Origin of the sequence: Neobacillus sp. KR4-4 (assembly GCF_042136325.1) — a bacterium.
In the GTDB taxonomy this organism is placed as follows: domain Bacteria; phylum Bacillota; class Bacilli; order Bacillales; family Cytobacillaceae; genus Neobacillus.
The window spans coordinates 13,010-28,285 of the sequence record NZ_JBHHJU010000012.1 but is presented as its reverse complement, the minus strand read 5'-3'; the positions used below and the strand labels follow the sequence as shown (position 1 = coordinate 28,285).

At 39.9% G+C, this 15,276-nt stretch carries 13 protein-coding genes; 1 reads left to right on the top strand and 12 read right to left on the bottom strand.

The features are described 5' to 3' along the window. Positions 1-264: 264 nt before the first annotated feature. The 10 genes from ACE198_RS13875 to ACE198_RS13830 form a co-directional block, all read right to left on the bottom strand. Complete coding sequence (locus ACE198_RS13875; RefSeq protein WP_375375946.1) at positions 265-1,485, bottom strand: aminopeptidase; 1,221 nt, start codon at positions 1,483-1,485, stop codon at positions 265-267. Between the two features lie 898 nt (positions 1,486-2,383). Beyond that, a complete protein-coding gene (locus tag ACE198_RS13870) occupies positions 2,384-3,373 on the bottom strand; it encodes a Gfo/Idh/MocA family protein (protein ID WP_375376030.1) in 990 nt (329 codons plus the stop codon). 8 nt (positions 3,374-3,381) lie between these two features. Then, a complete protein-coding gene (locus tag ACE198_RS13865) occupies positions 3,382-4,224 on the bottom strand; it encodes a sugar phosphate isomerase/epimerase family protein (protein ID WP_375375945.1) in 843 nt (280 codons plus the stop codon). 34 nt (positions 4,225-4,258) lie between these two features. Further along, positions 4,259-5,230, bottom strand: coding sequence for a Gfo/Idh/MocA family protein (locus tag ACE198_RS13860; protein WP_375375944.1), 972 nt, complete (start codon positions 5,228-5,230; stop codon positions 4,259-4,261). Beyond that, positions 5,227-6,252, bottom strand: a complete 1,026-nt coding sequence (locus tag ACE198_RS13855; RefSeq protein WP_375375943.1) for a Gfo/Idh/MocA family protein — start codon at positions 6,250-6,252, stop codon at positions 5,227-5,229. Before ACE198_RS13855 ends, ACE198_RS13860 begins: the two co-directional genes overlap by 4 nt. A 38-nt stretch (positions 6,253-6,290) precedes the next feature. Beyond that, complete coding sequence (locus tag ACE198_RS13850; RefSeq protein ID WP_375375942.1) at positions 6,291-7,268, bottom strand: ROK family protein; 978 nt, start codon at positions 7,266-7,268, stop codon at positions 6,291-6,293. A gap of 32 nt (positions 7,269-7,300) precedes the next feature. Continuing rightward, complete coding sequence (locus ACE198_RS13845) at positions 7,301-8,062, bottom strand: carbohydrate ABC transporter permease (protein WP_375376029.1); 762 nt, start codon at positions 8,060-8,062, stop codon at positions 7,301-7,303. Positions 8,063-8,133: 71 nt separating this feature from the next. After that, positions 8,134-9,081: a carbohydrate ABC transporter permease gene (locus ACE198_RS13840; RefSeq protein ID WP_375375941.1), complete on the bottom strand. Its 948-nt coding sequence runs from the start codon at positions 9,079-9,081 to the stop codon at positions 8,134-8,136. A 71-nt stretch (positions 9,082-9,152) separates the two neighbouring features. Then, on the bottom strand, positions 9,153-10,418 hold the full coding sequence (locus tag ACE198_RS13835) for an ABC transporter substrate-binding protein (RefSeq protein ID WP_375375940.1): 1,266 nt from the start codon (positions 10,416-10,418) through the stop codon (positions 9,153-9,155). 172 nt (positions 10,419-10,590) lie between these two features. Next, a complete protein-coding gene (locus ACE198_RS13830) occupies positions 10,591-11,796 on the bottom strand; it encodes an ROK family transcriptional regulator (RefSeq protein WP_375375939.1) in 1,206 nt (401 codons plus the stop codon). Positions 11,797-12,334: 538 nt separating this feature from the next. Between ACE198_RS13830 and ACE198_RS13825 the strand changes: the two genes are divergently transcribed. After that, positions 12,335-12,763, top strand: a complete 429-nt coding sequence (locus tag ACE198_RS13825) for a hypothetical protein (protein ID WP_375375938.1) — start codon at positions 12,335-12,337, stop codon at positions 12,761-12,763. 129 nt (positions 12,764-12,892) lie between these two features. Here the strand turns inward: ACE198_RS13825 and ACE198_RS13820 are convergent, their stop codons facing one another. Next, positions 12,893-13,753 (bottom strand): EamA family transporter, encoded by an 861-nt coding sequence (locus ACE198_RS13820; protein ID WP_375375937.1) that lies wholly within the window; start codon positions 13,751-13,753, stop codon positions 12,893-12,895. Positions 13,754-14,166: 413 nt separating this feature from the next. Further along, positions 14,167-14,928, bottom strand: coding sequence for an SDR family oxidoreductase (locus ACE198_RS13815; protein ID WP_375375936.1), 762 nt, complete (start codon positions 14,926-14,928; stop codon positions 14,167-14,169). Positions 14,929-15,276 lie beyond the last annotated feature (348 nt).

The following is a 15,276-nucleotide window of genomic DNA, read 5'->3' as shown; positions in this document are numbered from 1 at the left end:
AAAACATAAATTAACATTATAAAGCTATTTATAATAGTATATAACAATATTAATTTTATTACAGTAGATACCTAGTTCAGTGTATGTAGTGTTAATTTCCCATAAAGATTAGAAAAGTCCATTGAAAAACAAAATGGACTTTCCCGTTATACCGGAAAAGCCCATTTAAACAGAAACACCTAGAAATTGTCATCTTATTCCTTCTTTTTCCTTTAGGAGGAATATCTTCATACATTTAACAAAAGATTCCTTCTACAAAATAAATTAGAAAGCCCAATTACCTTTACGAAAGATTGGCTCACGTGTACCATCAGGTAATTCCCCATCAATATCCATATCCGCACAACCAATCATGAAATCAACATGAGTTATACTCGAATTAATTTCTACTTCCTCACGTTGCTCCTTCGTCATTTTCTCTCCAGCTTCGATACAGGTAGGGAAACCGAATCCTATTGCTAAATGGTTTGCAGCATTTTCATCAAACAATGTATTTAGGAAAAGTATGTTTGTGTTAGAAATAGGTGAGTCATGTGGAACCAGGGCTATTTCACCAAGATAATGGGAGCCTTCATCTGTTTCTACCAGATTCTTTAATACTTCTTCTCCCTTGTTAGCTGTAATTTCAACAATTCTACCATTCTCAAAAGTTAATTTGAACTCATCAATTAAATTACCCGCATAGCTAAGTGGTTTTTTACTAGAAACGAAACCATTAACACCTGATCGTAATGGCGAAGTGAAGACTTCCTCGGTTGGCATATTCGCAACAAATGGAACACCATGCCGATTTTTGGTTCCACCACTTCTCCATATATGTAGGGGATGAAGCTCAATCGTTATATCTGTGCCTTCAGCTTTATAATGTAACTTCTTATATTTCTTTTCATTCAAATAAGTTGCCTTTTGGAGCAGGTTTCCAATATGATCTTTCCATGCCTTTACAGGTTCAACTTCCCCTATACGTACTGAACTGAAGATGGCATCCCAAAGTTTGTCCAGGCTATTCGTTTCGCCTGTAAAAACCTTATCTGCCCAGGCTTGACTTGGAGCAGCGCAGATGACCCAACTTACATCATCTTGCTGCTCTCGCCATTTTATCATGGCTTTTCCACTTACTTTTTGGTAATTCGCAATACGATTTGGATCAACTTTGGACAATAAATCCGGATCGTCGGAAACGATAAATAAAAATGCCGCATCCTTATCAATCAACACTTCTCGTTGAGTTCGCTCCCATTCAGGAAACTCTGTGAACACATCATCTGATGCTCTCATATAGCGTGAGAGAGTAATTTCAGGATCAATATAGTCCACATACACATTTTTTGCGCCTGCATTGTAAGCTTCGTGAGCAACAGCTCTAGCAAATGGAATCGTATCCACACTAGCTCTTACATAAAGGATTTGGTTCGGTTGAATGTTTAATCCCACCCTTACAACCAATTCTGCATAGCTTTTTAATTTTTCGGCAAACGTTTTCAAAAATATCCCTCCATTTTTACTCTAAACTGATATTTTGTAATTCTTCCCTGGGAGTAAGTGGCTTTTTCGTCTTCAATAAAACAAATGAGCCAAGCCATGCAACATAGCAATCAGCTATATGAACCAATGTGTCTCTTACACTTTCCCAACCAAATCCATTTGTTGTGTAAAATGATTAGGATCTAATTTCCCACAAAATTCTAACAGAGTTCCTCTTGTCTGTCGAACCCTCCATATTCTTGCTGAAGGATCCAAACACCCACCTTTACCAGATATAACTACTTATTCTATACATGTATAAAATATACCTTTCTTTACTGATTACAATCTGAGGTCAGACAAAGTATCGCCTTTTCCATAGTAGGCTTTGCATGAGTGGCAGAAGTACCAGACAATCTCGAAGGATTCTCCAACGTTAAGCCCCCCCTTCTTCACCCTATTAAAACAAATGCCCTCAAAATGATGGCGATAACTTTTGTTCATTTATTTTAGAACCTGCCCTATTTGTTGATACCACTGTTTTATTTTTCCCAATGGCTGTGTTATAATTGAATGTTGATTTCACTGTGTTTGGAAAATAAACGGAAAATTTCCGTCTAAACTGAAAAATACCCATTTTTTCTTAAAAATAAAGGAAGTTTTTCCGCTTATATGATCCAAATCTTTGGATTTTGTTTTATTTAGAGCAATTAAGCGGAATATCTCCTGTTATATCTGCCTGTTTAGAGTCCACTATAAACATTAGCCGGAAATTCTCCGCCTATGGATCCTCATACCTAAACGAAAATCAACAATGAACAATAAACAGAGCCTTCCCGATAAAAAATCCCGGTTCAATACCGAGATCCTAAAATGAAATAGCCATATTCCAAATGTATTTTATGAGTAATCCTTCCCCTTATCCCTGAGCAGCCAGGATATAGTCTTCCAGTTGCCTAGGCTGGCCTGTTTCCGCTGAATGATTAGCCGCCAATGTGACAGCTAATGTTTTCACCGCATCGGAGTAGGTAGATAGGATTCGTTCCTTCTTATTGGATCGGATTGCTTCTATAAATGCCTTGTCCTGTTCCTCGTAGAAATCCATTTCACTTTCGAACGTGACTTTATGATCTTTCTCAATGATATGCAAGGATGTTCCATCAATAATCACTCTGAAATCACGGCCCATGAATTCAATTCCCGTTTGATGGTCAGCTTGGATAAAAGTGCTTGAAAGATTGCCAACAGCCCCAGACTCCATCCTAAAGTTAACAGACGTCACATCCGGTATATCGATATCAGGAATGTCACTCATGACATTTAATGCTGAATTGGTATACACGGATCGGAAATCCCCTGCCAAATAGCGAATTAAGTCAACGGTATGTGTGGATTGTTCAACCAATTGACCACCAGACAAAGCCATTTTCCTGTACCATGGTGTCGGGACAAACTTCGTTACATAATGGGCACGTATCATGGCAATTTGTTTTCCTGCCAGGTATTCTTTGGCTTTGGCTACCGTATCCAGGTACCTTAAGCAATATCCCGTTGCACATATAATGCCTGAGTCGGCAATCACTTTTTCCTTTACCTTAACATTCGGCAGATTGAGTCCCACTGGTTTTTCAACCATGAGGTGGATGCCGCGGCTGGCCGCTTTTTCCTCGATTACGCCGTGGGCAAATGGAGGAACACAAACGAACAATGCGTGCAGTGACTCATTTTGCAGCATATCATCAACATTGACATAGGTATTTACCCCGTATTGTTCCCCCATCTGACGGACTCTGTCAGGATCGATATCACATACAGCAACAATCGAGGCATGCTCATTATTATGAATGTTCTCCAGATGCTTGGCGGCAATACCTCCCACTCCAATGAAACCAACATTTATTTTTTCCATCAATACGTTCACGCCCTTTCTGTTGTTATAAGGGAGTTAAAGATCACATCCAGATGACGTGAAGTATCATGTGCTAAATGATAAGGAGAAATCGAATAAGCCGGGATTTCAGCGGTGACCGTATCATAATATCCAATCTCATGAAGAGCGGTTAGGACCGCTTTCCAATTCACGTCCCCAGCCAGCAATGGAACAAAACCTGTGATGTTTCCAACACTTCGTTTAAAATCCTTCACATGAACTTTCCTGATATGCTTCCCTAAAATCTGGATCCATTGCTCAGGATAGCCAAACTGAAGCACATTTCCTGCATCGAAATAGACCCCGGCATACTCAGAATGGAGCTCTTCAATATACCGCTTCATTTCTAGTGGTGATAACAAAAATTTGTTCCAGACGTTTTCAACTCCAATATGAACGCCAAGCTGTTCGGCAACTTCCAATAGTAATCGAAGCTCGGCCTGGCTATTTTGATAGCAATCCTGATAGGAAGTCTTCTCATCCACGATTCCCGGAACAACCAAGACAGTATCCATTCCCATTACATTTGCTAATTCCAGCTGCTTTTTGACAATCGCTCTTCCCCGCTCCCTGGTGCTTTCATCATTCGAAGAAAGGGGGGCTTCCCACAAAAGTCCGGTTGACAGGCTTCGCAACTGGATGCCATAACGGTCGGCCAACTTTACAATCGTTTCTGCCTCCTTGGCGGAGGTATTTAATGTTAGGCCAATTCCGCCAGACTGATATAAATTTAATTCAACGGCATCAAACCCAGCTTCCTTACTATATCTAAAAACGTCCTCCAGAGATGTATCCTCTGGATAACACCATTGGTTGATTCCTTTTAACATGTGGTCCCCACCTTTTTTAGATTTCCCACGATCATTACTTCAACTTGATAGGCTGCCTTTTCTCGGCAGATTCATAGGCCGCTAAGGCAACCTCAAGTGCCCTTAAACCATCTGTCCCTGTAATGGATGGTTCTTTCCCAGTTGCCGCACTATTCAAGAAGTCACTTACCAATCCAAAATCCATGTTGTCTCCCCAATAATTCCAATTCGCACCACTCTTGTCATAGACATCTAACTTTTGGGCGAACGCATCGACCTTAAGGGTTCCTTCGCTGCCGATAATTTCTAACGTCACATCCCCCCAGGTTGGATAGGTTTCGTTCCGTGACCAGCTGCAATCCAGAGTTGAAAATACATCATTGTCGAACTCAATGGTGAGGATCCCACAATCGTCGATATCATAAGGTGAGATGGAATGGTCAATTTCTGCATATACTTCCCTTGGCTCAGAACCCATAAACCATCTCATGATGTCGACAACATGGACGGTATGGTCAATGACCGCTCCTCCCCCTGAAAGGTTTGGATTGACAAACCATCCGCCGGGATTAGTGCCGCGGTTGGTTCCTTTAATGGCGAGGATTTGCCCAAGATCCCCATTTTCGATCATCTTTTTGGCGCGAAGAATAGCTGAGTTAAAGCGGACCGGGAAGGCCGTTTGCAAAATGACTTGATTTTCCTTACAAACTTCGATCATCTCTTGTGCATCTTCCACCTTAGAAGCAATGGGTTTCTCACACAAAATATGTTTACCAGCCTTTGCTGCAGCCACCACATGTTCGCGGTGTTTGCTATTCTCTGATGCGATGATCACCGCATCGATATCCTGCTCTAACAACTCTTGATAACGGCTAAAATATTGAGTATGATAGGTCTCTGCTGCCTTTGTCCCACGATAGACATCATCATCTGTGATTCCTACCAATTGAACTCCATCGATCTTGGTTAATGCATCAGCGTAACTATTGGCATGACCATGAGCAAAACTGATAATCCCTACCTTCATCGGATTTGTGCCTCCTCTTTTTGGTTTTCATTAATGACTACCTCTCTGCCGGTTTCAATGGATTGAAGTGCAGAAAGGGCAATTTCCATGGCTTTATAGGCATCTTCTGCCGTGACAACCGGGTCGTTGCCAGTTTCAATACAGTGAATAAAATGGTCTAATTCTACGAAATAAGGGTTGTTCTTTAACGGACTTTCCGGAACGGCTACGCCGCCGCCAGATGCACTTTTCTTTCTGCCTTCAAATACAACGGGAACAGACTTAGAGCTGTCATGTTCAATAATTCCGCTTTGACCCGCAAATTCAAATCGAGTTGTGAAGGTTTGATGGGCCCAGGATCCTTCGACATGGGCGATCACACCGTTTCTAAAGCGAAGCGTCACCAACGAATAATCAATCCGCTTCAGATTCCCATCCTTGATGCTTTTTGCATAAACCCGTTCCACTTCCCCAAAACACCATCTTAGGAAGTCAAAGTCGTGGATAATCATATCTAACACCAATCCACCGCTCTTTTCATAGTCCGCATACCAGTCATCTGAACCGAACGGGAAGCCTCCCCCTCTAAACGTACGGACAACAGCTGTATTACCGATTGTCCCTTCTTCGATAATTTTTTTGGCACGGACATACTCAGGAAAGAAGCGCACGACATGACCAACAAATAGCTTGACGTCTTTTTTCTTGCAATACTCAATCATTTCTCTGGCATCATCCAGGTTCCTGGCGAGCGGCTTTTCACATATGACATCCAGCCCTTGATCGGCAGCTTTCTTCAAAAATGGTTTATGGAATGGAGTCGGTAAACAAATCGAAACGACATCGACTTTATTCAAAGTTTTGATGGCTTCTTCAAATGTTTGGAACGCCTTTGTTTGTAATTTGCCGGCCAGATTCTTGGCCTTATCCAAATTTTTATCGACGATTCCCGCAAGAACGGCATTTTCCATCGTTGCGAAGGCCTCACCATGCACATTTCCCATCGTGCCAGCCCCAATTAATAGAACATGTAACACTGTCATCTCTCCCTTTGTTTTATAAAATGGAAACATCCCCAAATCTAATGAGGCAGGGCCGCTAGTTCATCGGCCTTGCAAAAGAACAAGCCAGTTGCCCCCACGACACTTGCGTAGCTGCCAAGGGTTGATTTCTCGATTTTCACCTGCTCCACCATACTTTGAATGCCATGCTTTTGAACCGTGCTTCGAATCGATGGAAGAATCAATTCTGATTCGCTCATCACACCACCGCCCAAAATCACCGCTTCTGTATTAAAGAGATGGATTAGATTAATTATTCCAAGCCCAAGGGATTCTCCAACTTCCTCAAGCAATCCGATTGAAAAAGAATCGCCCATTTTGGCTGCCGCACAAATATCAACGGCGGTTAGCTGATCCAATTCATCGGAAAAGTAAAGACTGACTTCTCCATTGGCAAGCCGTTGCCGGGCGATATCGGCAATCGCAGTTCCTGACGCGTAGTTCTCTAAACAACCTTTATTTCCACAAGGACATACAGGACCATGAAGATCAATCGAGATGTGCCCAAATTCTCCGGCGCTATCATGACTGCCTGTTAAAAGGCTGTCATTGCTGATGATTCCTGCCCCAATCCCAGTACTAACCGTTATGTAGATGAGATTGTGTTTTCCTTTTCCACTGCCCCACAGCCATTCACCTACGGCGGCAGCATTGGCATCGTTATAAAGCTCAACAGGAAGACCAAACCTCCGTTCTAGAACGCTGCCGATTTGAAAATTTTTCAATCCTAAATTGCTTGCATAAAGAATTTCCTTCTTTTTTGAATCGATTACCCCAGCTGTTGCGATACCAATGCCTTTTATCCGATTCATCTCGATGGCTTCTTTTTCCAGGAGGGATTCAATCGCAAAGATGATTTGTTGACTGAAATCTTCCGCTCCCCCCTTTGTGTCACACTGGATTTTCGAAACAACTTCTCCGTTCTCTGAAACGAGTGCGGAAAGGATTTTCGTCCCTCCAATATCTAAACCGATGGCAAATTCTTCTGTTGCTTTCACTTATGTCCCCCCTTGCTTTTTTGAACAATCATCTACTTACGGACACCGCTTAACGAAATACCGGCAATCAGATGTTTCTGTAAAAAGATAAACATAACAATCATCGGAATCGTAGATAACAGGGCGCCTGCCATAAGCAATGGATAATTTGTCGAATACTGGCCTTGGAATGAAGCAATTCCAATCGACAGTACTCTTACACTTTCAGAGTTTGTCATAATTAACGGCCACAGGAAATCATTCCATGATGCAAGAGCCGTGAAAATACCGAGAGCAATGAGGGCAGGTGTGGCATTCGGCAGCAGCACCCTCCAATAAATCCCCCACCAGGAACATCCATCGATAATGGCTGCCTCATCCAATTCTTTGGGGATCCCCATAAAGAACTGCCGAAGCAAGAAGACTCCAAATGCACTGAAGATGCCCGGAATAATTAAGGCATAAAAGGTATCAATCCACCCCAAATTTGTCATAATCGCGTAGTTCGGAATTAAAATGACTTGTGGAGGAACCATCAAAACAGACAGAATCACAATGAAAATGACATTTTTAAACGGAAATTTCATCCGTGCAAAAGCGAATGCCGCCATGGAACAAAGAAATAATTGGGCAAGAGTCCGGCCAACGGTGACGATAATAGTGTTAATATAGTAGTTTAGGAAATCAACTTCTTCGAAAACTTTTACGAAATTATCAAAATGCCATTCCTTCGGGATAATCGATGGCGGTACCTGCATGGACTCACCGTAGGATTTCAAGGATGTCGAAATCATCCACAAAAATGGCATGATCATAATCGCTGCACCAATGATGAGTAAAATATGACTAAAAATCTTTTTTTCTTTCAATTCCTTGCACCCCCTCACTAGGAATCATAATGTACCCATTTCTTTTGGTAGATGAATTGGACGATCGTAATCGCTAATATGGCTAAGAATAAAAGAAAGGCCTGAGCTGAGGCAATTCCCATTTGTGAGTATTTGAATCCAGATTCATAGACTCCAAATACAATGGTCCGGAGTGGATCCAATAACGCATTGTTGTCTCCAATCATCACAAAGATCAAATCAAACATCTGCAGGGAACTAATCATAGAAGTGATAAATACAAAAAACAGAGTAGGTGTAATCAAAGGCAAGGTAATGTTTAGGAATTGCCTGAACTTCGAAGCCCCATCAATCTGGGCTGCTTCATAATAACTGTTGGAAACTCCCTGAAGTCCTGCCAGCAAGAGAATGACATTATTACCAATTGTCATCCATACATAGACAAGGATAACTGAAAATAAGGCAATATTTGGGTCGAATAGCCATGAGGGCTGAGGAAGATGGAATATGCCTAAAAGATAATTAATTAAACCGTAATCCGTGTTATAGAGCCATTTCCACACCATCCCCACTGCGACTGGCATGGTAACAACCGGTAAGAAGTACAAGGTCCTGTAAATCACCATACCCTTGATTTTTTGGTTCAACATCAAGGATACAAGGGTGGCGATCACGACAGATAATGGGACCGACACAACGGTAAAGACGATGGTATTGATGATGGACCGCTGAAAGGTTGGGTCGACAAATAATGTCCGAATATTTTCAAGTCCAACAAATACCGGTGCTGTCATGCCATCCCAGCTTGCAAAAGATAAGCCAAAGGATGCAACGGCTGGCAGCGTATAGAAAATTAGAAGTCCTAAAAAAGTAGGCGCTATGAACAGCAGTGCGTAAATAGCTTCCTTATTCAACCGTTTCTTTTTCTGTTTAACAGCAACCATTTGGGTTTTGTTCTTTTCAATAATTGAAGAAAAGTTGGTCACCATCATCTCTCCTTTCAATAGTCAAACAAACTGTTAGACAGTCTGTTTGACTACCAATTTGCAAATCTAGTTTACTTTGAATTTTCTTTCGCAAGAATGTCATTCATCTTTTTCGCAATCGTATCCAAAGCTTCATCAATCGGCTTCTGTCCTAAAAAGGCGCCTTGAATTTCTTTCATCTCTACATCCTGCCACTCCGCCGTACTTTTGGAGATTGGATAGGCAACTCCGTATTCCTGTGCGTCAAGGAATACCTGTAGATTTAATGAAGGAATGGACTTTAGCCAAAGATCACTAATGCTTTTATCAGCAGGAATCGAGAATCCTGATTCAGCAATCACTTTTTCCCCTTCTTTACCAGATAAGGCCTTGATTAAATCCCAAGCCGCTTCATCATTTTGAGTTTTGGCATTCATTGCCCAGCCAATTCCATGAACAATGGAAGCTTTTTGTTTGCCTTGTGGAAGTGGAGCAATTCCTAATTGATCCCCGAGTACTCCTTTGAATTCGCCTGCACTAACGGAAATCGCAGGAATCATGGCGACTTTTCCGGATAGGAACAACTGCTTTCCTTCTGTCTCCATAACCGTTTTCGCTGAAGGCGAGATTCCCTTGTCAATTAACTTCTCGATAAAATGAAAGGCTTCTTTTGATTGTGGAGAATCAAATCCAGACTTCTTTTTATCCTCGCTGATCACGTATCCACCTGCTTGGTGCATCAGATCGTAATAAACGGATTGGCTTGTCTTGATGTCTGCAGAATACCCATAAATACCCTTTTCTTTATTCGATAGCTTCGCGCCAACCTTTTCAATATCATCCCACGTCCAGTTTTCATCTGGGTATGGAACCCCTGCGTCATCGAAAATCTTTTTATTGTAATACAGTCCGACCGAGTCGATGAAATAAGGAGCAGCAAAAAGCTTTCCTTCATACGTATATAAATCTACAACTGCAGGGAAATAATTTTCCTTTTTATACTCACTATCTTTTTTAATAAAAGGTTCTAGATCTTTGATAAATCCTGAGGAAGTATATTGATAGAAGTTCGGTCCATTCATCCAGAAAACATCCGGACCTTTTCCGCCTCCGATACTAGTTTTCAGCTTGGTCCAATAATCCTCCCAAGGTGTGTAGGTAACATTGACCTTCATATCTGGATGCTGCTTCTTAAATGCTTCGATTGATTTATCTACCGCAGGACTGACATTTTTATCCCATAAAGCTACTTCAAGTGTCTTCTTTTCTTTCCCGCTGCTCTGTGTGTTTGAGCAGGCAGACATAGCAACAACGGCAATGATTAACAATAGGTGAACTAGAAACCTCAACTTTTTCATTTTTTATCCCCCTCGTATCATTTGGTCCTTATGAAACTATTAAAGATGATAAAACCAGAAGTTTATCACAATTATCAGCGGTTTCATGTTGTCGTTTAGCGACTACATATCACAGATGTAGAAAGTTTTTTACTTTTCTCCATCACCCCCTAAAATGCGCCTCTATCCGCGTCTAAATGGTAAATTGATATTTTTCTTGTAAGATGATCGCTGCGGCACCGAGCATTTCGAACTCGGCTCCAAGGGAGGTTGGCTGAATATTGACCTCTTCTTTCAGAATCGGGATCACCTTCTTACTTATACAGCTTTTGAGCAAGTCTACAAATAAATCACTTTCCTGGACGATTTCACCGCTAAGAATGATGACTTCTGGGTTGAGGAGATGAATGGTATTAATAATACCTGAGCCAAGATGTGACACGATTTCGTCCAAAATTTGCAGACATAAAGGATCTCCCTCTTTTAATGCTTGTACAAATACTGCTGGCGTAATCCGATTTAGATCCTCTCCTACCAGATCCTTGATCATGGTTTCCTTCCCTCGGCTCATCAGGGCTGTCACAATTTTGGAGTAAATAGCCGGCCAATTCACATAATTCTCTAAGCAGCCTTCATTGCCGCATTCACATTTTTGGCCACCCTTCACAATGCTGGTATGACCAAGCTCACCTGAACTGCCTTTATATCCTCTGATAATTTTTCCATTCAGCATGATTCCTGATCCTACGCCATCACCAATGGTGATATAAACTAAATCTTTATACTGACCGAAGGAACCGAAGTAATTTTCTGCCAAAACAAAGGCATTGGTATCATTGTCTAAATAAGTCGGCAGACCAAATCGTTGTTCCACCATTTCCTTTAAAGGAATATCATAGAGTTTTAGTTTAGTATTGTAGGAGATAATTCCCCTTCTTGCATCCACAATCCCCGGTGTGATAATAGAGATCCCCTCACAGTCCTCGAGATTTTCCATTGAGTGGAGAAACTGTTGGATAATTGTTAAGGTCAGGTTAATGATTTCTTCCCCTTGTTGATAATTGGTCGAATGGATTTCCTTGCGTAAAATGTTCCCTTCCAAATTCATCTCTGAAATTTTAATAAACGAATTTGAAATCGACACGCCAATGATGTACTTGGTATTAGGATCGAACCGAAGCAATACTGGCTTCCTTCCTCCATTGGAAGTACCAATCCCATCTTCCCGCACAACCCCTTCATTTATAAGTTCGTTTACTGCGGAAGTTACGGTGGTTGGACTTATGTTAATTAATTTGGCAATGTCACTTCTCGAAATAGGTCCATGTTTTCGGATCGTGTCCAAAATGATTGACCTATTCAATTCTTGCATTAGTTTTAAATCGCCTGTTCTCCGCATTCCCTACACCTCTGACTCTCTAACTTTCTTTTTCCAGTGTCTTTATAAAGTTTGTAAAAATTTTTGCAGAAATTACACTGATAATTGGTAAATTTATAGAAAATATGGTGAGGATACTTTTTCCAGTGTCTTTATTAAGTATAATAAAGGCTACTTACCCAATTGTAAACACTTACATTTCTGAAAATATAAAATATTATAAAAATAGGGAAAAACTCCTAATCAACTATTTCCTATATTTAGCTACTTAATGACCATTAAAAGCAAATAAGGAAAATTTTTTCCTTACTACCCACCCTTTCTATAATGTTATTTTGTTAAAATAAAAGTAGTCCCCTTCCATTTAAAATTATCATCATGGATCCCCATTTTTAAATTGTTGGGAAGGGCTATATTATAGCGAAGTCTAATTTTAATTTTTTCGTACTCAGCTCAAATGCACTAGGATTAAAGTCCAAAGGAAAAAAGAAGGATTTACTTTCCACCTTCATTTCATAAAAATAAAATATAGAAGATTTTGAAAGGTCGTGTCGATAAGATGCTTTATATAAGGGATATTGAGAAAATAATTGAGGATACATTACAAGAGCACAACATAACAATTGATTATGAATTTAACAATACCCTGCCCGCACCAATGAGTTTTAATATATCTACGAATATGCTTAAATTTAACTACTTAAAAATTAATGGATACATAGCAAATATTAACTTCAAAATTAAAGAGACCGATGAAGACTGTGTTAAACTGATTCTCTATCTTCAGCTTGGTTATCACCTAGCACTCAAGAACAACAAACATGATTTACGGGTGTTAAAGTATTTTAAGGATGATGAAAAAGCAGAATTTCTTGCGAAAATCGAAAGCAATGCCTGGGATTTCGGAAGAACGTTGGTACCAGAAAAATTGGTACCTTCCTATGATAAAGTTCGTGAATTAGATAAAGAGCTATTAAAAAGTTATTAAACAAGTGTAAAACATGAAAAAAGTAATGGGGGTCAGAGCTCCATTACTTTTTTTATTCATACTCTCTTCGCAAAAATAGCTTCCACCCTTCATAAAGCGAAGGAGTTTGCAATCGATCATGATGGAGATTTATAAAATCAGAAAAACAGTTCCTATTGTAATGATAAGTCCACCTATAATTGTATTCTTCGTTGCTTTTTCTTTTAATATAACAAAACCCAAGATCATGGTAATTACAACACTAAATTTATCAATTGGTGCAACTACAGACACTTTACCAATGGATAGAGCAGCGAAATAACATAACCAGGATAATCCTGTCGCTACACCTGATAAAATTAAAAAGAGATAACTTTTCTTTGAAATTTGTTTCATGTCCTTATGTTTTCCTTGAAAAAACACAATCACCCAAGCAAATATGAAAATAACGATTGTTCTCAAAAAGGTAGCAACATTGGAATCGACATCTTCTATCCCTATTTTCGCTAAAATGGTTGTTAATGCTGCAAATATTGCACCAAAAATAGCATAGATTATGTAAGTATTTGAACCAGTAAATCGGTTCTTCTCTTCATTTTTTCCAATTAAAGCAAAAGTACCAATAGCAATAAGGGCTCCCCCTGCAATAATATTGGGGACAGCTTCCTCTCCTAAGACTATAATAGATAATAGGATGGTTAATACCACACTTGATTTATCGATAGGAACAACCTTGGAAACGTCCCCTAATGCAAGTGCTTTAAAGAAAAACAACCATGATAAACCAGTCGAAACTCCTGATAGTAAAATAAATGTCAGTGCTTTATTAGAAATCAGCGAGAGTGTGTGAAGCTGCCCCGTAATTAGAACAACGATATAAGCCATTATTAATACAATGACGGTTCTTATTGCTGTTGCTAGGTTGGAATTTACATTTCCCATTCCCATTTTAGCTAAAATGCTAGTTAATGAAGCAAATAAAGCTGCTAACAGTGCTAGAATTACACTCATATTCTCCCCTTCTTTTCGCTCGGTTTTATTTACGATTTTTTAAGCAAAAGCTGCATTATAAGGTTGATCATAGCAGATATAACTTTCGGTTCAAATTGTATAGAAACAAATGAGGAAAATGATACCATTATAATTATTGGTAACTAATTTCTTATTCATTTTGTTCTATTACTTTACACGGCCAATTAAGATCTGGCTGTTCATCAATGGAGATCAAACCTCTTTCCGCGATATAGAGATACAAAGCAATTGATATATCGATTATTTTTTTCGATATATATTATTATAATTAAAATAAATCTAACATATAGGCAATAACCAATAGTGACTGCACCGTCGTTCTTATCAATCAGATGTATTCAGAGTTTAATTAAACAATAAAGAGCTACCCATATAGATAGCTCCTTTAGTTATTATAGAATTGTGTCTTTCATAATGGTGTACATCCCTTTTACTGTCTCATCAATTTCATCTCGGGACATCCTCATCGCTTTTTCTGAACGGGCGTAACCAATTTCTGATTTTCCTGCTTCGAGGCCTTTAAATATTGCATCGGCAAATTCATCGACAGGGGTGCCAAAGGTATGCAGGCCAACCCCGCCTAAATCGGTATTCACTGCCGGCGGCGCAACTTCGACCACCTCAATGGCCGTATCTTCCAGCTGATGCCGTAAACTCATTGTAAATGAAAGAACCGCCGCTTTCGTAGCTGAATAAATCGGGGCGATCGCCATTGGGGTAAAGGCTAATCCAGATGATATATTCAAGATAGCTCCATAGTCTTTTTTAGCGAAATACGGGGCAAATAGCATGCAAAAATGAAATGGCGCCTCGATGTTGGAGGCTATTTCTTGACTGTAATAACTCCAATCTTCTATTACGTTCGTTTTAAGAACATGGTAACGCTGCTGAATGCCCGCATTGTTAACAAGCACATTCACATCGGAGTGCTCGCTCGTTACCCAGTTGAACAAAGCAATCCGATCAGATTCTTTGGTGACATCACAAACGCGTGTGATCAGTTCAGGATATTTATCCTTTGCTTCCTGGAGCTTTGTTTCACGTCTGCCGCAAACAATGACCTTATTGCCTGCTTTTATGAATCTCTCTGCAAAAGCCAACCCTATTCCTGCTGCCCCGCCAGTAATCAGTACTGTATTTCCCAAAAGTTTCATCCTATCCCTCTTTCGTATAACATTTAGCAATTCCTTATCAATTTATACCTTTATTCAAAACGTCTCTCAAAATTAGGTTTTTCAACCAACGCTTTTTTACTACTGCTACATTATTTTCCACTTACGCATGTGATAAATATATTTTGTCCTAAACAAAAATAAGCATGTCTCTTATTTGTGAGATACTCTTGCAATCAAGAAATTCTCTGTAAATTCTTTCTCTCTAAACTCTATACCAGCAGCAGCTGACCAACCTGCTCCTCCACCCGGGTACAAATATTTATATAGTCGGATAGAGGTTTAACAACTTTCTTATAACAAATTGTTAGAAAAAAAACGCTAAACACC

Coding starts and splice junctions, on each gene's coding strand:
- ACE198_RS13870 (WP_375376030.1), bottom strand. CDS start 3,373: ATGGAAAAAATAAATGTTGGTTTCATTGGAGTGGGAGGTATTGCCGCC.
- ACE198_RS13820 (WP_375375937.1), bottom strand. CDS start 13,753: ATGAGTGTAATTCTAGCACTGTTAGCAGCTTTATTTGCTTCATTAACT.
- ACE198_RS13835 (WP_375375940.1), bottom strand. CDS start 10,418: ATGAAAAAGTTGAGGTTTCTAGTTCACCTATTGTTAATCATTGCCGTT.
- ACE198_RS13860 (WP_375375944.1), bottom strand. CDS start 5,230: ATGAAGGTAGGGATTATCAGTTTTGCTCATGGTCATGCCAATAGTTAC.
- ACE198_RS13855 (WP_375375943.1), bottom strand. CDS start 6,252: ATGACAGTGTTACATGTTCTATTAATTGGGGCTGGCACGATGGGAAAT.
- ACE198_RS13815 (WP_375375936.1), bottom strand. CDS start 14,928: ATGAAACTTTTGGGAAATACAGTACTGATTACTGGCGGGGCAGCAGGA.
- ACE198_RS13845 (WP_375376029.1), bottom strand. CDS start 8,062: ATGATCATGCCATTTTTGTGGATGATTTCGACATCCTTGAAATCCTAC.
- ACE198_RS13825 (WP_375375938.1), top strand. CDS start 12,335: ATGCTTTATATAAGGGATATTGAGAAAATAATTGAGGATACATTACAA.
- ACE198_RS13865 (WP_375375945.1), bottom strand. CDS start 4,224: ATGTTAAAAGGAATCAACCAATGGTGTTATCCAGAGGATACATCTCTG.
- ACE198_RS13830 (WP_375375939.1), bottom strand. CDS start 11,796: ATGCGGAGAACAGGCGATTTAAAACTAATGCAAGAATTGAATAGGTCA.